Origin of the sequence: Hafnia paralvei, assembly GCF_020150375.1 — a bacterium.
GTDB lineage: Bacteria > Pseudomonadota > Gammaproteobacteria > Enterobacterales > Enterobacteriaceae > Hafnia > Hafnia paralvei.
In genome coordinates, this window is record NZ_CP083737.1 from 3,972,290 (window position 1) to 3,994,000 (window position 21,711).

The 21,711-nt window shown below is 48.3% G+C and carries 19 protein-coding genes and 1 rRNA gene; 10 read left to right on the forward strand and 10 right to left on the reverse strand.

What is annotated here, in order from left to right; genetic code table 11:
• Window positions 1-65: 65 nt before the first annotated feature.
• A 16S ribosomal RNA gene (locus K9N75_RS18430) occupies window positions 66-1,608 on the reverse strand.
• Between the two features lie 421 nt (window positions 1,609-2,029).
• Window positions 2,030-2,593, reverse strand: a complete 564-nt coding sequence (gene gmhB / locus K9N75_RS18435) for a D-glycero-beta-D-manno-heptose 1,7-bisphosphate 7-phosphatase (protein ID WP_096080306.1) — start codon at window positions 2,591-2,593, stop codon at window positions 2,030-2,032.
• A gap of 191 nt (window positions 2,594-2,784) precedes the next feature.
• Between gmhB and metN the strand changes: the two genes are divergently transcribed.
• The 6 genes from metN to proS all read left to right on the forward strand — a co-directional run bounded on the left by metN (window position 2,785) and on the right by proS (window position 8,464).
• Entirely contained in the window at window positions 2,785-3,816 is a 1,032-nt protein-coding gene (metN, locus tag K9N75_RS18440; RefSeq protein WP_008815175.1) for a methionine ABC transporter ATP-binding protein MetN, read from the forward strand.
• Window positions 3,809-4,462, forward strand: a complete 654-nt coding sequence (locus K9N75_RS18445; RefSeq protein WP_004091338.1) for a methionine ABC transporter permease MetI — start codon at window positions 3,809-3,811, stop codon at window positions 4,460-4,462. The genes metN and K9N75_RS18445 overlap by 8 nt, the downstream gene beginning before the upstream one ends.
• 109 nt (window positions 4,463-4,571) lie before the next feature.
• On the forward strand, window positions 4,572-5,387 hold the full coding sequence (locus K9N75_RS18450; RefSeq protein ID WP_224451982.1) for a MetQ/NlpA family lipoprotein: 816 nt from the start codon (window positions 4,572-4,574) through the stop codon (window positions 5,385-5,387).
• 113 nt (window positions 5,388-5,500) lie between these two features.
• Entirely contained in the window at window positions 5,501-5,920 is a 420-nt protein-coding gene (gene rcsF / locus K9N75_RS18455; protein ID WP_004091334.1) for an envelope stress sensor lipoprotein RcsF, read from the forward strand.
• Window positions 5,917-6,624 carry a tRNA (N6-threonylcarbamoyladenosine(37)-N6)-methyltransferase TrmO gene (gene tsaA, locus K9N75_RS18460; protein ID WP_039184917.1) on the forward strand — a complete coding sequence of 236 codons (708 nt, stop codon included), beginning with the start codon at window positions 5,917-5,919 and terminating at the stop codon, window positions 6,622-6,624. Before rcsF ends, tsaA begins: the two co-directional genes overlap by 4 nt.
• A gap of 121 nt (window positions 6,625-6,745) precedes the next feature.
• Window positions 6,746-8,464 (forward strand): proline--tRNA ligase, encoded by a 1,719-nt coding sequence (proS, locus tag K9N75_RS18465; protein ID WP_224451983.1) that lies wholly within the window; start codon window positions 6,746-6,748, stop codon window positions 8,462-8,464.
• A gap of 79 nt (window positions 8,465-8,543) precedes the next feature.
• On the opposite strand, the gene creA is transcribed toward proS, so the two are convergent.
• A complete protein-coding gene (creA, locus tag K9N75_RS18470; RefSeq protein ID WP_008815178.1) occupies window positions 8,544-9,053 on the reverse strand; it encodes a protein CreA in 510 nt (169 codons plus the stop codon).
• A 211-nt stretch (window positions 9,054-9,264) separates the two neighbouring features.
• Here creA and robA point away from each other — a divergent pair, with 211 nt between their 5' ends.
• Window positions 9,265-10,143: an MDR efflux pump AcrAB transcriptional activator RobA gene (gene robA, locus K9N75_RS18475; protein WP_004091330.1), complete on the forward strand. Its 879-nt coding sequence runs from the start codon at window positions 9,265-9,267 to the stop codon at window positions 10,141-10,143.
• On the opposite strand, the gene gpmB is transcribed toward robA, so the two are convergent.
• Window positions 10,140-10,787, reverse strand: a complete 648-nt coding sequence (gene gpmB / locus K9N75_RS18480) for a 2,3-diphosphoglycerate-dependent phosphoglycerate mutase GpmB (RefSeq protein ID WP_004091329.1) — start codon at window positions 10,785-10,787, stop codon at window positions 10,140-10,142. The two genes, robA and gpmB, sit on opposite strands and share 4 nt — an antisense overlap.
• A 52-nt stretch (window positions 10,788-10,839) precedes the next feature.
• Here gpmB and yjjX point away from each other — a divergent pair, with 52 nt between their 5' ends.
• A complete protein-coding gene (gene yjjX, locus K9N75_RS18485) occupies window positions 10,840-11,373 on the forward strand; it encodes an inosine/xanthosine triphosphatase (protein WP_061059561.1) in 534 nt (177 codons plus the stop codon).
• A 67-nt stretch (window positions 11,374-11,440) separates the two neighbouring features.
• Here yjjX and trpR read toward each other — a convergent pair whose 3' ends face one another.
• The 3 genes from trpR to cspE form a co-directional block, all read right to left on the reverse strand.
• The gene (gene trpR, locus K9N75_RS18490; RefSeq protein ID WP_004091325.1) at window positions 11,441-11,767 is read right to left on the reverse strand and encodes a trp operon repressor; all 327 of its coding nucleotides are present in this window, start codon (window positions 11,765-11,767) and stop codon (window positions 11,441-11,443) included.
• A gap of 94 nt (window positions 11,768-11,861) precedes the next feature.
• Complete coding sequence (gene sltY, locus K9N75_RS18495) at window positions 11,862-13,790, reverse strand: murein transglycosylase (RefSeq protein WP_039184905.1); 1,929 nt, start codon at window positions 13,788-13,790, stop codon at window positions 11,862-11,864.
• Between the two features lie 261 nt (window positions 13,791-14,051).
• Window positions 14,052-14,264, reverse strand: coding sequence for a transcription antiterminator/RNA stability regulator CspE (gene cspE, locus K9N75_RS18500; RefSeq protein WP_004091319.1), 213 nt, complete (start codon window positions 14,262-14,264; stop codon window positions 14,052-14,054).
• 564 nt (window positions 14,265-14,828) lie between these two features.
• Here cspE and ettA point away from each other — a divergent pair.
• Window positions 14,829-16,496: an energy-dependent translational throttle protein EttA gene (gene ettA / locus K9N75_RS18505; protein WP_224451984.1), complete on the forward strand. Its 1,668-nt coding sequence runs from the start codon at window positions 14,829-14,831 to the stop codon at window positions 16,494-16,496.
• Between the two features lie 68 nt (window positions 16,497-16,564).
• Here ettA and K9N75_RS18510 read toward each other — a convergent pair whose 3' ends face one another.
• Window positions 16,565-17,467, reverse strand: a complete 903-nt coding sequence (locus K9N75_RS18510) for a LysR family transcriptional regulator (RefSeq protein WP_008815183.1) — start codon at window positions 17,465-17,467, stop codon at window positions 16,565-16,567.
• A gap of 122 nt (window positions 17,468-17,589) precedes the next feature.
• On the opposite strand from K9N75_RS18510, the gene K9N75_RS18515 reads away from it, so the two are divergent.
• Entirely contained in the window at window positions 17,590-18,591 is a 1,002-nt protein-coding gene (locus tag K9N75_RS18515) for a zinc-binding alcohol dehydrogenase family protein (RefSeq protein ID WP_130955071.1), read from the forward strand.
• 44 nt (window positions 18,592-18,635) lie between these two features.
• Here K9N75_RS18515 and K9N75_RS18520 read toward each other — a convergent pair whose 3' ends face one another.
• Together K9N75_RS18520 and K9N75_RS18525 are read right to left on the reverse strand one after the other, a co-directional pair.
• Window positions 18,636-19,493 (reverse strand): DUF2950 domain-containing protein, encoded by an 858-nt coding sequence (locus tag K9N75_RS18520; protein WP_130975634.1) that lies wholly within the window; start codon window positions 19,491-19,493, stop codon window positions 18,636-18,638.
• A 16-nt stretch (window positions 19,494-19,509) separates the two neighbouring features.
• A complete protein-coding gene (locus K9N75_RS18525; RefSeq protein WP_224451985.1) occupies window positions 19,510-21,288 on the reverse strand; it encodes a DUF3300 domain-containing protein in 1,779 nt (592 codons plus the stop codon).
• Window positions 21,289-21,711: the final 423 nt, after the last annotated feature.

The following is a 21,711-nucleotide window of genomic DNA, read 5'->3' on the forward strand; positions in this document are numbered from 1 at the left end:
GTGCTCTTGCTCATTAATTTCATCAGACAATCTGTGTGGACACTGCACTTAACGCTATCTTTAGGTAAGGAGGTGATCCAACCGCAGGTTCCCCTACGGTTACCTTGTTACGACTTCACCCCAGTCATGAATCACAAAGTGGTAAGCGCCCTCCCGAAGGTTAAGCTACCTACTTCTTTTGCAACCCACTCCCATGGTGTGACGGGCGGTGTGTACAAGGCCCGGGAACGTATTCACCGTAGCATTCTGATCTACGATTACTAGCGATTCCGACTTCATGGAGTCGAGTTGCAGACTCCAATCCGGACTACGACATACTTTATGAGGTCCGCTTGCTCTCGCGAGTTCGCTTCTCTTTGTATATGCCATTGTAGCACGTGTGTAGCCCTACTCGTAAGGGCCATGATGACTTGACGTCATCCCCACCTTCCTCCGGTTTATCACCGGCAGTCTCCTTTGAGTTCCCGACATTACTCGCTGGCAACAAAGGATAAGGGTTGCGCTCGTTGCGGGACTTAACCCAACATTTCACAACACGAGCTGACGACAGCCATGCAGCACCTGTCTCAGAGTTCCCGAAGGCACTAAGCTATCTCTAGCAAATTCTCTGGATGTCAAGAGTAGGTAAGGTTCTTCGCGTTGCATCGAATTAAACCACATGCTCCACCGCTTGTGCGGGCCCCCGTCAATTCATTTGAGTTTTAACCTTGCGGCCGTACTCCCCAGGCGGTCGACTTAACGCGTTAGCTCCGGAAGCCACGCCTCAAGGGCACAACCTCCAAGTCGACATCGTTTACAGCGTGGACTACCAGGGTATCTAATCCTGTTTGCTCCCCACGCTTTCGCACCTGAGCGTCAGTCTTTGTCCAGGGGGCCGCCTTCGCCACCGGTATTCCTCCAGATCTCTACGCATTTCACCGCTACACCTGGAATTCTACCCCCCTCTACAAGACTCTAGCTTGCCAGTTTCAAATGCAGTTCCCAAGTTAAGCTCGGGGATTTCACATCTGACTTAACAAACCGCCTGCGTGCGCTTTACGCCCAGTAATTCCGATTAACGCTTGCACCCTCCGTATTACCGCGGCTGCTGGCACGGAGTTAGCCGGTGCTTCTTCTGCGAGTAACGTCAATCACCAAGGTTATTAACCTTAATGCCTTCCTCCTCGCTGAAAGTACTTTACAACCCGAAGGCCTTCTTCATACACGCGGCATGGCTGCATCAGGCTTGCGCCCATTGTGCAATATTCCCCACTGCTGCCTCCCGTAGGAGTCTGGACCGTGTCTCAGTTCCAGTGTGGCTGGTCATCCTCTCAGACCAGCTAGAGATCGTCGCCTAGGTGAGCCATTACCCCACCTACTAGCTAATCCCATCTGGGCACATCTGATGGCGTGAGGCCCGAAGGTCCCCCACTTTGGTCCGAAGACGTCATGCGGTATTAGCTACCGTTTCCAGTAGTTATCCCCCTCCATCAGGCAGTTTCCCAGACATTACTCACCCGTCCGCCGCTCGTCACCCAGAGAGCAAGCTCTCTTGTGCTACCGCTCGACTTGCATGTGTTAGGCCTGCCGCCAGCGTTCAATCTGAGCCATGATCAAACTCTTCAATTAAAAGCTTGATGTGCTTCAACACGTGAAGCGATGCTCGAAAATTAACTTTCGTAGTTCTTCTTTAGTTAAACAAGTCAACTAAATGAATTACTGCTTGGTCACTCTTCAAGACTTTAATATTTTATCGTCCGAGGACGTTAGATATTGTCTTGTGAGTGCCCACACAGATTGTCTGATAAATTGTTAAAGAGCAGTGAGTTAGGAGACTTAGCTTGCTAACTCGAGGTGGCGTATAATACGCTTTCCTCTTTCAGAGTCAACCCATAATTTCAGGTTTTTTTCTCTGTCGAACTTCGGAGAGGATGTGAAGTGATTCACATGTTCCGTGTCGATGGAGGCGCATTATAGGGAGTTCTCGCAGGCTGACAACCCCTAATTTAACTTTTTTTTCTATTTGGCTCATTTTCAGCCATATCGAGCACTAAAACCGCTGTTTTATCACTTTTGGCAAATCTGCAAGGCTATTAATCACAAAATCAGCCTTAGATTCTGCTTCTGGTGTGACCGGCTTCCCCGTGCGAACTAAAATTTTAGTCGCCACTCCTGCAGCTTCACCCGCGAGCAAATCCTCAATTTTGTCGCCTACTATATAGGAAGCGCTCATATCGATATTTAGCTCTTCTTGAGCAGACAGCAACATGCCTGGCTGTGGTTTGCGGCAATCGCACACCTGACGGAATTCTTCTACCGTCCCTTCCGGATGATGTGGGCAATAGTAGACGCCGTCTAAATCAACGCCGCGATCGGCCAGTGACCAATCCATCCATTCGGTAAGATGCATGAACTGATCTTCGGTAAACATACCGCGAGCAATGCCTGATTGATTCGTGACCAAAACCAAGGCGAAGCCCATCTTTTTCAGTTCAGCCATTGCGTCAATTACGCCGTCTATAAACTGGAAGTTATCGCTTTCATGAACATATCCGTGATCGACATTAATCGTGCCATCACGATCTAAAAAAACTGCAGGAACAAGCTGGGCCACAGATATTCACTCCTTATGGCGTTAGTTGCTGCTAAGTATCGCATGATTTGCGCTAAAGAGAGAGCATCTAACTCACTCGACTTCTGTTGACTTAGACGTCTAGACGCCTTAACATCCAGTTCAATACTTTGGACCTTCCCAAAGTTTGCTTTTTATCTGCCACGGGCAATACCAAAAGTAAAAATATAAAAATGATTAAACTTACAAATATCACCAAAGTTTTTCAGCAGGGGCAGCGCCAAATTAAAGCGCTATCAGACGTGTCACTGCACGTCCCTGCCGGACAAATATATGGCGTCATCGGTTCTTCCGGTGCCGGTAAAAGTACGCTTATCCGCTGCGTGAATCTGCTGGAACGTCCAACCAGCGGCACAGTCCTCGTTGGCGATCAGGATATGACAGCACTTTCTGAAAGCGCATTGACCAAGGCTCGTCGCCAGATTGGCATGATCTTCCAGCACTTTAATCTTCTTTCATCTCGTACTGTTGCAGGAAACATTGCCCTGCCTCTGGAACTCGATAATACGCCACGCGACGAGATAACACGTCGCGTCAGCGAATTACTGGATCTGGTTGGTTTAAGTGATAAAAAAGACGCTTATCCTGCAAATTTGTCGGGGGGACAAAAGCAACGTGTCGCTATCGCTCGCGCCTTAGCCAGTAACCCACAAGTATTGTTGTGTGACGAAGCAACTAGCGCGCTCGACCCTGCGACAACGCGTTCTATTTTAGAACTACTAAAAGATATTAACCGTCGCCTAGGCTTAACAATTCTATTAATCACCCATGAGATGGACGTGGTGAAACGTATCTGCGATCAAGTTGCCGTAATTAGTGATGGCCAATTGATTGAGCAAGGTACCGTGGGTGAAGTGTTCTCACATCCTAAGACCCCACTGGCACAGCAGTTCATTCACTCAACGCTGCATTTGGATATTCCAGACGATTTCGCAGCACGCATGACGCCAGATCGTAAACCGGATACTCAGCCGTTATTGCGTTTGGAATTCACTGGGCAATCCGTGGATGCACCACTGATCTCTCAAGCAGTGCGTCGCTTCAATGTAGATATCAGTATATTAAGCTCTCAAATGGATTATGCCGGCGGTGTAAAATTCGGCGTTATGTTGGCAGAACTGCACGGAGATGATGCTGACGCGTTATCTGCTATTGAATTTTTCAAGAATCATCAAGTGAAAGTAGAGGTACTGGGTTATGTCTGAGGCAATGATGTGGTTGATGGGCCGAGGCATTTGGGAAACCGTCGTCATGACCTTTGTATCTGGCTTCTTTGGCTTTGTTATCGGTCTGCCCGTGGGCGTACTTCTTTATATTACGCGTCCGGGTCAGATCTGGGAAAATGCCAAGCTATATAGCCTTCTTTCCGCATTGGTTAATATTTTCCGTTCCATTCCATTCATTATCTTACTGGTTTGGATGATTCCGTTCACTCGTATCATCGTTGGAACGTCTATCGGTTTGCAAGCAGCATTGGTTCCCTTAACCGTTGGCGCGGCTCCGTTCATCGCGCGTATGGTTGAAAATGCGTTGTTAGAAATTCCAACAGGCCTAATTGAAGCCTCGCGAGCCATGGGCGCAACGCCGATGCAGATTATTAGCAAAATTCTGCTGCCTGAAGCATTACCTGGGCTAGTTAACGCTGCAACCATCACACTGATTACCCTAGTCGGCTATTCAGCGATGGGCGGTGCCGTAGGAGCCGGTGGTTTAGGACAGATTGGTTATCAGTATGGTTATATCGGATATGACGCAACCGTGATGAATACGGTATTGGTATTGTTAGTCATTTTAGTGTATCTGATCCAATTTAGTGGCGATCGTATCGTTAAAGCGGTTAGTCACAAATAAAGCAGTCCTAATAATAAAAACGGCGCTTGCTATGCCGCGCCATACGATGTTTCAAAAACAACGTCTCAAAAACAATGTCTCAAGAACAAGTCAAAAGAAGGATACGGGTATGTCACTAAAGTTTAAGTCGATTGCTGTCGTTGGCGCACTTCTGGGTTCTCTGGCGCTGGCGGGCTGTGGTCAGGACGAAAAAGATCCAAACCATATTAAAGTAGGCGTTATTGTCGGTGCAGAACAGCAGGTTGCTGAAGTTGCGCAGAAAGTTGCCAAAGACAAATATGGCCTTGATGTAGAGCTGGTTACCTTTAACGACTACGTTTTACCAAACGAAGCACTGAGTAAAGGTGATATCGACGCGAATGCTTTCCAACATAAACCTTATCTGGATCAGCAGATCAAAGATCGTGGCTACAAACTGGTTCCAGTCGGCAGCACCTTCGTTTACCCAATCGCGGGCTATTCAAAGAAAATCAAATCTCTGAGCGAGCTGCAGGACGGTTCTCAGGTCGCATTACCAAACGACCCAACTAACCTTGGCCGTTCTCTGCTGCTGCTGCAAAAAGTGGGCTTGATAAAGCTGAAAGATGGTATCGGCTTACTGCCAACCGTGCTAGATGTAACAGAGAATCCGAAGAAGCTGAAATTGGTCGAGTTGGAAGCTCCACAACTGCCACGCTCTCTGGATGACGCTCAAATCGCACTGGCCGTTATTAATACGACCTATGCTAGCCAGATTGGGCTGACTCCAGCAAAAGATGGTATTTTTGTCGAAGATAAAGATTCTCCATACGTAAACCTGATCGTTGCCCGTGAGGACAACAAAGATGCGGAAAACGTGAAGAAATTTGTTCAAGCGTATCAGTCCGATGAAGTCTACGAAGCCGCAAACAAAATCTTTAACGGCGGCGCAGTTAAAGGCTGGTAATTGCTCTACTCAATATATCGAGTAATATCTTCAAGACGGGCTTATGCCCGTCTTGTCATTTCTGTCATACCTTGATTCAATAGCAACCTCTTTATAAAAATCAGGAAATATTTATGCGCGCATTACCTTTATGCTTGCTCGCTGCCTCCTTGGCTTTGTCCGGCTGCTCTTTGCTGCACACAAAATCAGAAACTAAGACACCCGTTGAACCTGTGAAAACACAGACGAATACAACCAAAACGACAAAAACCACTCAGCAACGAGCTCGTCCAGTCAAAGTCTATGAAAATGCAGAAGACTTGGTCGGCAAACCTTTTCGTGATTTAGGGGAAGTGACCGGCAGCGTTTGTCAGGCCACAGCTCAAGACGCTGCACCTAATTTGGCAACGGCGCGTAAACGCATGCAAATAAAAGCATCGACGATGAAAGCAAACGCCGTGCTACTGCATCAATGCGAAATCGTGACAGACACACCGAGTTGCTACCAGCAAGCGGTATGTAAAGGTTCCGCGTTAAACGTTTCTCAACAATGAGTCAGTTTTCTTTCAATACTATCGGGCTGATTCGATCGCCCTATAAAGAAAAGTTCGCGATTCCACGTCAGCCTGGACTGGTTGAAGACGGCGGTGGCGAACTGGAGCTTATCGCACCTTATAATCAGCCAGAGTCGGTGCGCGGATTAGAGGAGTTCAGCCATCTGTGGATCATGTTTGTTTTCCATCAAACAATGGACGGTGGCTGGCGTCCAACGGTTAGGCCACCTCGTTTAGGTGGAAATATGCGGATGGGTGTATTTGCTACGCGTTCAACCTTCCGCCCTAATCCTATTGGCATGTCTTTGGTCGAACTGAAATCAGTTGAAACTCAAGGCAGTAAGGTTTGTTTGAAACTAGGCAGTCTTGATTTGGTCGACGGTACACCGGTTATTGATATCAAACCTTATCTACCGTTTGCAGAAAGTCAGCCACAGGCGCGTGGTGGTTTTGCTCAAAATGCACCACTAGCAGATATGTGCGTCGTTTTCTCTGACGTTGCCCAACAGCAAATCCTGCAGCAGCGTTCGCGTTATCCCCATTTAGAGCGATTTATTCGGCAAGTGTTGGCTCAAGATCCACGCCCAGCTTATCGAAAAGGTGAGAATGAAGAACGCGTTTATGCCGTTCATCTGCTGGATTTTAACGTGCGTTGGCAGGTAAAAGGTGGCATAACCGAGGTAATAGACCTGAATTCGGTCTAGATTTTCACGCCCTTCTCTTTTGACAACCCGCCGTCACTGATAAACTAAGCCACTTTTCTTTATTTTGGCCGCCTTATCCCGACGGTCTGATACATACTGCGTTCTAACGGAACATATACACATGCGTACAAGCCAATACTTGCTCTCCACTCTGAAGGAGACTCCAGCCGACGCCGAAGTTATCAGTCATCAACTGATGCTACGTGCCGGAATGATCCGTAAACTCGCCTCCGGTCTGTATACCTGGATGCCTACCGGTCTGCGTGTTCTGAAAAAAGTTGAAAACATCGTCCGTGAAGAGATGAACAACGCCGGCGCAATCGAAGTTTCCATGCCCGTGGTTCAACCGGCGGATCTGTGGCAGGAAAGCGGTCGTTGGGAACAGTATGGCCCAGAGCTGCTGCGCTTTGTCGATCGCGGAGAACGTCCATTTGTATTAGGCCCAACTCACGAAGAAGTGATCACCGATATGGTGCGTAACGAGATCAGCTCTTATAAACAGCTGCCGTTAAATTTCTTCCAGATCCAGACTAAATTCCGCGATGAAGTTCGCCCACGTTTCGGCGTGATGCGTTCACGTGAGTTCGTGATGAAAGATGCATACTCTTTCCACACGTCTCAGGAATCTCTACAGGAAACCTACGACAAGATGTTTGCTGCCTACAGCAAAATCTTTAGTCGCATGGATTTGGATTTCCGCCCAGTGCAAGCCGATACCGGCTCTATCGGCGGCAACGCTTCTCACGAATTCCAAGTTCTGGCACAAAGCGGTGAAGATGACGTCGTGTTCTCCAGCGAGTCTGATTTCGCAGCAAACATTGAGCTGGCCGAGGCCGTAGCACCTAAGGGTGAACGCGCTGCGCCAACAGAAGAGCTGCGTATTGTTGATACCCCTAATGCCAAAACTATTGCGGAACTGACTGAGCAATTCAATCTGCCAATTGAGAAAACGGTCAAAACTCTGCTGGTTCATGCAACTAAAGAGAGCGGCCACACACTGGTTGCCCTGTTGGTTCGCGGCGATCACGAACTCAACGAAGTAAAAGCAGAAAAACTGGAGATGGTTGCCAGCCCACTGACGTTTGCAACGGAAGCTGAAATTCGCGCAGTCGTAAACGCTGGGCCAGGCTCTCTAGGACCTATCAACATGGCCGTTCCTGTTGTTGCCGATCGTACTGTCGCCATGATGAGCGATTTCGGCGCAGGTGCAAATATCGACGGAAAACACTACTTTGGTATCAACTGGGAACGCGATTTGCCATTACCCCTAGTAGCAGATATCCGTAACGTGGTTGAAGGCGATCCAAGCCCAGATGGCAAGGGTACACTGCTTATCAAACGCGGGATTGAAGTCGGGCATATTTTCCAATTAGGTACAAAATATACCGAAGCACTCAAAGCTACCGTACAAGGTGAAGATGGCCGTAACCAGCTTATGACGATGGGTTGCTACGGGATCGGGGTGACTCGCGTGGTTGCAGCCGCGATTGAGCAAAACCATGACGAACGCGGCATCATCTGGCCTGACGCTATTGCACCGTTCCAAGTGGCTATCCTGCCAATGAACATGCATAAATCTTTCCGCGTGAAAGATCTGGCTGAGTCGCTGTACAACAGCCTGCGCTCTAAAGGTATCGACGTCATCATGGATGACCGTAAAGAGCGCCCAGGCGTGATGTTTGCCGATATGGAACTGATTGGTGTACCTCACACCGTTGTTATCGGCGACCGCAACCTTGATAGCGATGAGATTGAATATAAAAACCGCCGCAACGGTGAAAAGCAAATGATTAAAACCGGCGAAATCGAAGATTTCTTGCTGGCTCAAATCAAACGCTAAGATATCTCTTTCAGTAAAAACAAAGGCCGACAGCAATGTCGGCCTTTTTTGTAATAGTGTTTTTCAGTTTGACGCTATTTCACTGAGCTGCAGGTGCTGCAGATACGCTGGTTTCAGGCGTTGCCCACGGCATAATTGGCACCGCACTGATCGCATTTTTTGGCGAACCATCTACAACTTTGTCAGAGTAAGTCAGATAAACCAATGCGTTACGAGCAGGATCATAAAAGCGAACTACCTGTAGCTTTTTAAAGACGAGGGATGTCCGCTTACGAAATACCACTTCTCCGTCAGATTTTTTGTTCTTAATCTTCTCGCTTATCGCTATCGGCCCCACCTGCTGACAGGAGATTGCGGCATCAGCAGTATCTTCAGCCAGCCCTAAACCACCTTTAATTCCTCCAGTTTTCGCTCGGCTGATATAGCACGTGACGTTTTTAATATCAGGGTCATCAAAGGCCTCTACCACGATTTTGTGGTCTGGCCCCAAAATTTTAAATACCGTATCAACTGAACCAATCTGCTCAGCATGAGCGGATGTAAAGGCCGCAGCGACGGAGAAACATATGCCTACAAAATATTTGTTCACCTAAGTACCTCTGATACTTATAATCACGATAGTTATTAATATTACGAACTTAATTGCACAACGTATAAATTATATAAATTTTACATTACAGCTCACGTCTGCATAGCACTCTTTGCACTGAAAAAACCTTAATATAAGTCTAAGGCCAAAAAAATTGCTATCATGCCGCTCAGTTGCTATTTAAGTTCATTACTGCTTTTGAGGATGCTCTATGGATCAGGCCAGTATTATTCGTGACCTGTTAAGTTGGTTGGAAGGACATTTGGACCAACCTTTATCGCTCGATAACGTTGCAGCCAAAGCGGGATATTCTAAATGGCACCTGCAACGGATGTTTAAAGAAGTGACCGGACAGGCAATAGGCGCCTACATTCGCGCCCGCCGTTTATCTAAGGCCGCTGTCGCGCTACGCCTAACGAGCCGCCCCATTCTGGATATTGCGCTACAGTACCGTTTTGACTCACAGCAAACATTCACCAGAGCCTTTAAAAAGCAATTTAACCAAACCCCTGCACTGTATCGCCGTGCGGAAGATTGGCACGCTTACGGTATGTGCCCGCCAATTCGTCTGGGATTGAGCAATTTGGTTCAACCTGAGTTTATTACTCTACCAAGTACATCGCTGGTCGGTATCACTCAATGTTATACCTGCACACTAGAACAAATCAGCAAAGTGCGTACCGAATTACGTAGCCAGTTTTGGCATGATTTCCTGCATGATGTGAAAAATCTGCCACCGGTGCTTTATGGCCTGCATCATTCTCGCGCTAGTCTAGAAAAAGATGACGAACAGGAAGTGCTGTATACCACTGCGCTTGAAATTCAGCACCTACCGCCAGATGTCACCAAGGAAGTGCAATCCATCACGCTGCTGGGTGGAGAATATGCACAGTTCTGTTATAACGGCCCAGCGGAAGGATTTCAGGACTTTATCCTAGGTCTCTATGGCACTACGCTGCCAACGCTGAATCTGGTGCGTCGCAAAGGCTACGACATCGAACGTTTCCACCCACAGGCAGATTCCTCGCAGCGTCCGCCTCAACACATCTGCTGCGAGTATCTTATTCCGATTCGTCGCGAAGAAGATTAACGCTGAATCTCATCAAGCGCAGGTCTATCCAAATGATGGATATCACCTGCGCTTTCAACCACCCATCCCGGCGCTAACCATGGACTTTGCTGGTAATCCACCCGAGATAAAGAACAGTTACGTAGACGCAAACGTCGCTCGGCGTACGGAGGCAATCCCAGGATCGTGCCCAATAATGCCCCTAACGCAATACCATGGCTCACTAACGCTGGCTGACTTCCCGCAGGGAGATCAAGACAGCTATTGAGTGCCGCACGCATACGTGTTGCCAACTCAGCCATACTCTCCCCCTCAGGAATACGCGCATCAGGCGTACCATCAACCATCTGCTTACGCCATTTCTCTTCTTCAGGAGTGAGTGAATCCAGTAAGCGCTCCTCTAATACGCCCATATGCAACTCACGCAAACGTGAGTCGAGAATCAGCTCGCATCCGCAGGCTTCAGCAATAGCTAGGCCCGTTTGACGCGTTCTTCCCAAATCACTCGCAATCACATGCGTGATCCCCATTTGGCTTAGGCGGGCAGCAACCTGGCGCGCCTGAAGTTCTCCTAACTCGGTTAATGGGCTATTGGATTGTCCTTGAATCCGGCGTTCTGCGTTCCACTCGGTTTCACCGTGGCGAATAAGATATACCTGTGTCATGTACTTTTTCCGTATACTGCGAGAAATGCGCTAAAAGGAAGCTAGAAATCATATGTACCATGTTGTAGCTGCAACTACCAACCCTGCAAAAATTAAGGCTATTTCTCTGGCGTTCGACGATGTTTTTGGTCATGACCAGTATCGCATTGAAGGCGTTGAAGTTGATAGTGGAGTGCCCGAACAACCCATCGGAAATCATGAAACGCGAACCGGCTCACGCCATCGAGTCATGTGCGCACGCCAGGTTTGCCCCGAAGCCGATTTTTGGGTCGGTATTGAGGCCGGTATTGAAGAAAACATGACCTTCGCGTGGATGACGATTGAAAATCACCACATGCGTGGTGAATCACGTTCTGCGAGTCTGATGCTACCGGAAGTTATCCTGAAGGGAATTGCCGAAGGCCGCGCCTTAGGCAGTGAAATGAAAGGAATTACCGGAGTGAGTGATATCGGTCGCCGTGAAGGTGCCATCGGCGTATTCACCAATGGTATTCTGACACGAACTAGCGTCTATCATCAGGCGTTAGTGCTCGCGCTGGTGCCCTTCCATAATGAAATTTTCCAGCAGAACTGCGTGAAAAAATAATTACATACGCAGATGCTTGTGAACATTTAACGATGACACTCTAGGGTGCCATCGTTGTTCCTAGGCTTTATTTATCAGAAAGCAGTTGCTGTTCCAGCCACGCTTTCAAGTCTGCGGGGGCCGTTTTCAAGCTATTGGAACCACGCGTAATAGTAGCAATACCGGCTCCAAGCTGACTTTTAAGCTCACGCTGGCTGATTTCACCTTTCATCAATTCTTCAATGATTCGCACCCGCGTCGCCAACGCCGTTCTTTCATCTGGCGTCAAAAATAGCTGAAGCATAGGGCCTTGTAAATCTTCGGCAAACGCCTGCCTTAACAATTCAACAAAGCGTTGCCAGTCATCATTTTCTTGTGCGCTGAGCGCAGGATCGGTCAGGGATCGGTTTGTCATGATTAGCTGCCGTACTCTTGGTGAGAAAATACTCATTAACTAGTACGGCAGCATACCACAAAGTTTGCGCAGTCAAAGCGGCCTAACACAGAAATCAGTAACGGCGCTCCCACTCTGCGTCAGTTAAGATTTTGGTTGGGCGCTTCATGAAGTAGCGATAGTAAGCATCATAGGCCAAAACATTCTTCACATAGCCACGGGTTTCAGAAAAAGGAATGCTCTCAATAAAAGCAACGGCATCAACGCGTCCCCCAGTATTTCCAAGCCAAGTATTCACGCGCGACGGACCCGCGTTATACGCTGCGCTAGATAAGATTCGGTTACGCCCCAAACTTTGATACACATATTCTAGATAGCTAGTACCGATCTGGATATTTGTCACCGGATCCAGTAACTGGCTACTATTCATATAATTGCTCAGATTAAACATCTGCGCGGTATGCTCGGCGGTTTTTGGCATCACCTGCATGAGCCCGCTAGCCCCCACCGGCGACTGAGCCTTAGGATTCCAAGCACTTTCCTGACGAGCAATTGCCATGGCATAAGATTGAGAAATACCTTTATCTTCCGTAGCCTGACGGAACTGCTGCGGCCACGCCATTGGGAAACGCTCTTCTAAATGATCCCAAAGCTTCGCAGTGATCGTTGCCTGAACGCTCAGATCCGCCCAATTTTGTTCATAGGCGTAGCGAGCCAGCGCAGCCTGATCCTGTTTCGATTTACTGCTCACGAGTGAAACCCATTCGCTGCGAGCCGTATTGTCCATATTCCAATACATCAATTCACGAATACGATCGATCGCAGGGTCTTTCGTCAACGCCGCTGTCGGTTTATTCGCAACCTCAACCTGGAGTGGATAAGTAATCCCCAGTTTTTGCGCTGCAACCATTGGGTAAAAGCCGCGTTGCTGTGTTAGCGCACGTAAGATACTTTCACCTTCGCTACGCTTTCCATCCTCAATCATCACCGTGGCATTCCAATAACGCCATTCATCTTTATCGCGCACGTCTTGCGGCAATAACGCCAGCCAAGTTCGGATTTCCTTCTTATTACCGTTACCCAAGGCCAAACGTACGCGCCGTTCGATCAACGAAGCGCTATTGCTATTTTTGATAACGTTATCGCGCCATTGAATATCTTCGGTCGTTGCATCGTTACCCATTAATCGCCACGCAATGCTGTCTTCCATGGCCTGTCGCTGCTTAGCATCAATCTTCTGCAGGCGAACCAGCGTTGGTAACATTGCTCGGGCTGAGTCTGCATCCTGACGCGCTAAACTCGAGAAAGCAATTTCAGTGGCATCACGGGTAAAATCGGTTGGACCAACATTACGCGCAAAAGCTTCAACATTACGCGGATCGGCTTGTAGACTCGCTAGCGCATCGCCCATCGTTTTATAATCCGCCGGCAATTGCTTAGCTAAGAAACTCACTAAGCCGTTATTACCTTTCTTGAGCGCCAAACGCATTCGCTCAAGAACAGTCAGTGGAGTCTGATCGCCAGACGCTTTCCAAGCATCAAACAGCTTGTCACAGTTTGTTGGCAAAGACTGTCCACTCAGCCAGATATCACGCGCCCCATCCCATGCCGTCTTCTGATGTCCCGTTGCATATTGGGCATAGTAGTAGTTACAACGCGCGGCAATTGGCTTAGGTGGTTGAGGGCTAAACACGAGTAGCCCAGTCCAATCTTGACGACGTGAGAGTTCGTTAACATAGCGAGCTGGCAGCGATTTTGCTGGAGGCAGCGTTGGGTTGCGGGCGATAAAATCTTTAATCTCTATCGTCGTAGCCTGACCAAGATCCTGTGTCAGTTGGCGGTATTCAAGATAGGGGTAGAGAGGATAATCACGCAGCGTTGGCATTAGCTGATTAACCGTCATCATCTGGTTGCTATCCCAGGCCTGTTTCACCTGTAAGTAACGCTGACGCTGAGCATCCAAAGAGTCAGCAAAACTGCTCCCGGACACAGCGACTAAACATAAACCAATACCCCAAGCACGCCAATTGTCCGCCATGACCATCTCACCTTTCCTCGCGTTAAAACAATACTACTCATAGACAGCGATTTTAGCAGAGCATTCCCTCAGCCCCTGTCTTTCTTCACAACTTTTACTTTCAGCCTGTCGAGTATCAACATAAACAGCCAATGCTGCAAAACAAAGCAGTCGTGAATTTTAGGCATAAAAAAACCCGCTCAAGGCGGGTTTTTTTCGTTTTAGTATTCTTTAACTGCTCAGGTCTATACCGTCATCGCTATCGTAAACAATACTAAACTATTGAGATTACAGAGCGACTACGTTAGCTGCTGCTGGGCCTTTAGCGCCATTCTCGATAGTGAACTCAACTGACTGACCTTCGTCCAGGGATTTGTAGCTATCGCTCTGGATTGCAGAGAAATGTACGAATACATCTTTGCTGCCGTCAGCAGGAGAAATGAAGCCGAAACCTTTATCAGCGTTGAACCATTTTACTAAACCAGTCATTTTATTAGACATTAGATACTTCCTTTCAATTTTTTAAGCCACATTATTGCAGCGAACGAGGTTCGTCGTCAGAGCTAGCTTATGGGGGCACTTAGGAGGAGACTCACGAGAAGAAGAGGTATCTAAGGATAACGCTTGAACTGAGGACTGCTTTACTAAAACTGCTTTCACATAAGGTCTGTGTTCCAAACCGATGACGCTATTTACTCATGCCTAAGGTTTATAAGCAACACCTATTTTCTAATCATCTCGAATAACCCGCAGTGATTTCATGGGTAAATCCTGTGCTGACGCGGCCTGTAGGAAAGAAAATTCTTATCTATTTATTTCTCACTCGAGAGAAATAAACCTGATATTCGGCATAAATGATGGGCGCTGTCTCTACAATTTAAGCGGAAAACGCCGGCATGATGCGACGATGGCTGGGATAAAACGCTAAAACGGGCTAAACTCCGCCTTCATAAAATGCCCTGTCGCGCCAATGACAGAATGTCATTTAAATGCTTATGCCCCGCCTGTGTCCCATGAAAGCATGAGGCAGAGGTAAAACCCTTATAAATCAAGGAGTATATAGCCGTGGCTCAATACGTCTATACTATGCACCGCGTCGGCAAGATCGTTCCGCCGAAGCGTCACATTTTGAAGGACATTTCTCTTAGTTTCTTCCCTGGCGCCAAAATCGGCGTTCTGGGTTTGAACGGTGCAGGTAAATCTACCCTGCTACGCATCATGGCGGGTATTGATACTGAAATCGAAGGTGAAGCTCGCCCTCAGCCTGAGATCAAAATCGGCTACCTGCCACAGGAGCCAAAACTCAATCCAGAACAAACTGTTCGTGAAGCCGTAGAAGAAGCCGTTGGCGAAGTAAAACGCGCACTGACCCGTCTGGATGAAGTGTATGCGCTGTATGCCGATCCTGACGCAGACTTCGACAAACTGGCGAAAGAACAGGGCGAACTGGAAGCCATTATCCAGTCTCACGACGGACATAATCTGGATAACCAACTAGAGCGCGCCGCCGATGCGCTGCGTCTACCTGCATGGGATGCACAGATTGCTAATCTTTCCGGTGGTGAACGTCGTCGCGTTGCGATTTGCCGTCTGCTGCTGGAAAAACCAGACATGCTGCTGCTTGACGAACCCACTAACCACTTAGACGCAGAATCTGTGGCATGGCTGGAACGCTTCCTGCACGACTATGAAGGAACCGTTGTGGCAATTACCCATGACCGTTACTTCCTCGATAACGTTGCAGGCTGGATCCTCGAACTTGACCGTGGTGAAGGTATTCCATGGGAAGGCAACTATTCTTCTTGGCTGGAACAAAAAGATCAGCGCTTGGCGCAAGAAGCTTCTGCCGAAGCCGCTCGCCGCAAATCCATTGAGAAAGAACTGGAATGGGTGCGTCAGGGTGCCAAAGGCCGCCAATCTAAAGGTAAAGCACGTTTGGCTCGCTTTGAAGAACTCAACAACGTTGAGTATCAAAAGCGTAACGAAACCAGCGAATTGTTCATTCCACCTGGACCTCGTTTGGGCGATAAAGTGCTGGAAGTGCAGAATTTGTCTAAATCCTACGGCGATCGCCTGCTGATTGAAGATCTGTCATTCTCACTGCCAAAAGGCGCGATCGTCGGCATTATCGGTCCGAACGGTGCAGGTAAATCGACCCTGTTCCGCATGATTTCTGGGAAAGAGCAGCCAGATTCAGGCACTATCGATCTGGGTGAAACCGTGGTGCTAGCTTCTGTCGATCAGTTCCGTGACAGCATGGATGACAAGAAAACCGTTTGGGAAGAAGTTTCCAACGGTCAAGACATTATGCGTATCGGTAACTTTGAAATGCCAAGCCGCGCCTACGTTGGGCGCTTTAACTTCAAAGGCGTCGATCAGGGTAAACGCGTAGGTGAGTTGTCTGGTGGTGAACGTGGCCGTTTACATCTGGCCAAATTGTTACAGGTTGGCGGCAACATGTTGCTGCTCGACGAACCCACCAACGACCTCGACATTGAAACCCTGCGCGCACTGGAAAACGCCTTGCTGGAGTTCCCTGGTTGCGCAATGGTCATTTCCCATGACCGCTGGTTCCTAGACCGTATTGCAACCCACATTCTGGATTATCAGGATGAAGGTAAGGTTGAATTCTTCGAAGGTAACTTTACTGAATATGAAGAGTACAAAAAACGTACTCTGGGTGCTGAAGCCCTTGAACCACATCGCATCAAATATAAGAAAATGACTAAATAGTTATTTTTAATGCAAAAAGGCTCCCAGCGGGAGCCTTTTTCTATTCCGTTCAATCGTTTTATTGTCTATTAACGGAGTGCCTGATTGTATTCAGCAAAAGAAGCATGGTTGAGAGCCATTTCAATAAAGCGATCCAGCGCAGGGGAATTCAGTTTTCGGCTAGGATAAACAAGATACAGCTCATTTCCCTCAGCTTCCCACTGAGGTAGTACTCTGACTAAACGTCCCTGCTCCACCAGCTCCTGCGATAAAAATGCGGGCAGAAGCGTAATCCCTGCACCGGCCAGAACACACTCGCGCACATACAGTAAATTATCAGCAGCATGATCCATCGGCAGTTCCCAGCGATAGAACTCACCGCCGCGCTGCAATACCCATTCATGCCACGCACGATGGGCAATACACTGGTGTCGCTCTAGCTGCTTTGGATGCTCCAACTCTGGATGTTGAGCAAGATAGGAGGGAGAGGCCAATAAATAGCGCGGTGAATACCCCAAGCGGCGTCCCACCAGCGAAGAGTCCTGAGGTTTCCCCGTGCGTAATGCAACGTCAAATCCTTCCTGAACTAAATCGCGCATGACATCTGAAATGAAGATTTCTAAACTCACTTCTGGGTAGCTTAGGCGAAAATCGCTACATACATGAGCCAATAGCGTAGCGCCAATCCCAGCAGGAGCAGTAATTCGAAGGCGTCCGCTCGGATTATCCTTCAAACGTTGTAAGCTCAGATCGGCACGTTCGGCCGCCTGAATCATCTCTCGACAATGCACTAAATAGCGCTCTCCGGCAAACGTGAGATTTAATTGCCTCGTCGTTCGATTTAGCAAACGTAGACCAAGCTGTTGCTCTAAATTGCTCACCCTCTGACTCACGCTAGACTTGGGCAACCCCGCGCGCAGTGCTGCTGACGTAAAGCTCCCACACTCGACCACCAGCGCAAATAAGGCCATGTCCTGTAATTGATTAAACATTCCACCCCATTGTTCGTTAAATCAGAACACTTAGTTAGTGATTGTCCATCTTATCATCAAGGTTCAGCTCATCTACACTGATTTCATGCAATGCAATCCTGCACCTACATCGGAGTTTCAGCATGACTATTACCGCAATCGCAGTAAATCCCGCCAGCCCACAAGAATTTACCGTCATCCATCCGCAAATATCAGCGCCAACGGATTACGATTTGCTGGTTGAGGTCAAAGCCGTTTCCATCAACCCAGTGGATACCAAAGTTCGTGCCAATCTCATTAAAAACGGGCTAGAACAGCCACGCATTCTAGGATGGGACGCCAGCGGCGTCGTGATCTCTGTAGGCAGTAAAGTCAGCGGATTTAGCATTGGGGATGAAGTGTGGTATGCCGGTGACATCACTCGTCCCGGTAGCAATAGCACCCAACAGCTTATCGACTCACGCATCGTGTCGCGCAAGCCTAAAAGTATGAACTGGGCACAGGCTGCCGCAATGCCACTCACCACGCTCACCGCTTGGGAAGGTTTATTTGAACGCTTGAAAGTTCAAGACGCCGATGCGGATAAAACGCTCCTGATCATCGGCGGTGCAGGCGGCGTGGGATCGCTCGCCATTTCGCTGGCTGCACTGAATAGCAAAGTGAAGGTTATCGCCACGGCTTCGAATAAATCCTCGGCTCAATGGTGTTTAGAACGCGGAGCCGATCTCACCGTGGATTGGCATGATTTAAAAAGTGGTCTGGCTGAGCACAATATCAAGCAGGTTGATTACATTTTCTGCCTTAACGACACTGACGGACACTGGGCGGCAATCAGCGATCTCATCGCCCCACAGGGACAAATTTGTACCATCGTGGAAAACAGCCACCCATTAGATCAGTCGGCACTAAAAATGAAAAGCGCCGCTCTGCACTGGGAATTCATGTATACCCGCAGTATGTTCAATACGCCGGATATTGCCGAACAGGGCAAAATCCTGCATCAGGTCGCGGCATTGGTTGATGAAGGTAAGCTACAGGGAACTCTCAGCGATACGCTGCAGGGTTTTTCTATCGAAAATCTGGAAAAAGCCCATAACAAAGTTGCCGAAGGACGCATGCGCGGCAAGATGGTGATTGAATTTTAATGATTTCGCTCCCAGCCTCCCCGTCAAGGGGAGGCTTTTATGCATTAATGAGACTGAACGACCTGCCAATTTTTATCAGGATCGAACAGGCTGATTTTGCGCGCCAACGCGTCGCTATCAACACCTAAATCTCGCTGATATACCACGCCATCCTGATTCACCATAAAACTCATTATTCCACTGTGGCCATACGCTACCGGCCATGCCAGCATCGCAAAACCTTTAGTCATCTTTCCGTTATCCAGATAGCTAAGCTCACCGTCTTTAGCCGAAGCCCCTTGCGCAGAGAGAATACGATAGTAATAGCCATGATAATCGGTACCAGGATGATCCTGTCCAAAGGCAGGACCTAACGGACTAGGCGCCTCCCCCTCCTTCACTGGCCAGTACAAGCCATCTTTTTTTCCATCACTGCTGATAATCTTCTGTGCATACTGATTCATACCGTGCGCCCAATACTCTTTCTGCGCATCCACAAAGGCAGACATCGCACCGATGGCCGAAAGCTCATTACGACCGATATGGCGAGTATCGATCTCATCAGCCGCTTTTTGCATATCAAAGGACCAACCGTTGTGAATTTTTACCATCGGTAAAGGCAGTTGCCAGTTATTATCACCGACATTGAGATAAGCGGAATCACCTTGTTGTTCAATATGATGAGATACCTGCCAATCGCGAAGAAAACGATCTACCGCAGTTTGCTCCACGCTGTCTTCGGGCAGATATTGGCGCCAGTCATCCCCGAGAATATTTTTTAACGCTTCACTATCATTATCGGCGATAGCTTTCACAAGAGCCTGCGCGGCCTGCTCTGGCTGTTCGAACACCTGTTGCGCTAGTGCCGATAGGGGCAGAGCTAGCATGCTCGCCGCAATCAGGAAATACCTTATTTTGCTCATCATAATTCCTCGTAAACTAGCGACGATGCAGCGGCAAATTATTGGGCTCAGGTAACGGGCGCGACGGTGCATGATGGGTCGGCGCGCTATTCATCCGTTGGAGACTCTGATTACCGCGCTCTTGCTGTTGATGCCAATTCGGAGCACTGCTCGCGTTACCACTGAACAGATTCGCGTGTTGCTGTTGATTAAATTGGTTTACCGTTTGCGGGTTATTATGCTGCTGAAAGCCATTCTGCTGGCTATGATTCTGCGCCGCGCTAAAATGTGTCTCCCCCATTTGATTGCTATGGGCGGGCCGTTGCTCCCCAGAATTTTTGGCTGCTACAGGATGTTGATTCACCGATGGATTTACGGATGGATGTATTGATTGACGTGCAGGGGCCGATGGTTGGGCTCGTTCGTGCAAAACAGATTCTGCATTATGCCGACGCTGATCGGGTTGGTTAGCCGTCGCTACACCTGACGAATGATGCTGAGTTTGTTGATTGAAAACCGCCGCCGCATTTTGTCTCTGCCCGTCCGTTCCCGTCATATGAGTCGTACCATTATCAAAGCCGCGCAGGTTATCACGCTGGGCAATGGCCTTCAGATTCTGGCTTGCAGGTGAGTGAGTCTGACCGGATAAAACCGACGGGTTTCCGTCTTGAGTATGCAGTGAACTAAGATCGACTTTTTTGGCCGAGCTGCCCCCCACGTTGGCCTGAGTCGCTCCGGAGATAAACTTCTGCGAAGTGGCTGGGTCATGGTATGGCACCCCTCCCCGATAGGCAGGATTATGTTGCCACTGCGTTGCACCACCGATATTTCCCCCGGTGATATGGTTATAGTTGTTGACGTTGATATTCACATGGCTGTTATTGACGTAGTTATTGCCTTGATGATAATTCCCCCCGCCGTGGTAATCATCATGATGCCCATCATCATGATGATCGTCGTCGTGGTGGTGATCGTCATGATGGTCATCACCCCAATCCAGACTGCTGAACAAGGCATAGGTCGTCGCGACACCAATACCAAACCCGATTCCTGAAACTAGGCTATTGGTAAACACTTCTCCCGGAGGCGGTGGCAAATAAACGGGCGGATAGGCAGGCGTAGCCCAAGTGCCATACACCACATTAGGATTATAACTGGGTACATAGACAACCTGAGGATTGGTTGGCTGAATGATGATGGTCTGCGGCTGCGATTCAGCTACGGTCGTCGATTTACCCGCGCTATGACCACTCACCGTATTTTTGGCCGGTTGGACAATCACCTTTTGCTGCGCATTAGAGGTCAGCGATCCATTTTTCTGCGCTGCCTGCCTCAGCTTTTGTACCGTGTTCATCACATCATCTGGCTGAGCTAAAAACGCATCGCCCAGATTTTGTACCCATTCAGGATTTTCCCCCATGAGCGCAAGCAACTGCGGCAACGCGACCAATGACTTAACGCTAGGATCCCACGGCTGATTCGCGACTAACTTAACGGCAGAATCCCCCTGAGCCTTAGGGTTATCACGTGACCACTGCACGGCCTGCACCACGTTAGAGGGATAGGTAGATGCCATCAGGATCTGCGCTAAAACCGGATCGGGATACAACGCGATAGGCGCCACGAGCTGATCGAGCTGTGGCTGAGTGAATGTTTTGACCACGGGCGCGACTGGCGGCGTCTCCGGCTGAGTTTCTGCGGCCTTTGGCTGTTGCCAGCTAATGTATCCATTTTTCACCAAAACCGTACCCGCAACCGCAACAACGCCAATGCCGCAAAGCAGTGCAATCATTGACGGTTTAAATGACATACTCATTCTAACTCTCCCAGAAACCAACATACGGAGTGCGTGGCGATGCTACTAATCATAGTGCACGCCCAATAACAGCAAATTAATTCAACAGCAATGAGGCGGTAAAATAAGAGAATGGATTAAAATCCCTATGACATATCACTATGACAATGCACAGATAAATTAGTTAGCTTGGTAGGCAGCAGCAGAGAATCGATGGTTCACCCGCGCTCAGGCAATGTAGAATCAGAGAAAATACACTCATTATTTGTATGGATAAAAAGAGTTGAATAAAAAATTCTGTTATATCAATACATAAGAAAGCTTACTGAAAAATAATTAATAATGAAGAGTAAAAAAAACGACAGAAAAGATTTATATAAAAAATAACTCCGCAATTATCATTCTAAAATCACATAATAAATATGATAGAAATACATACTTAAT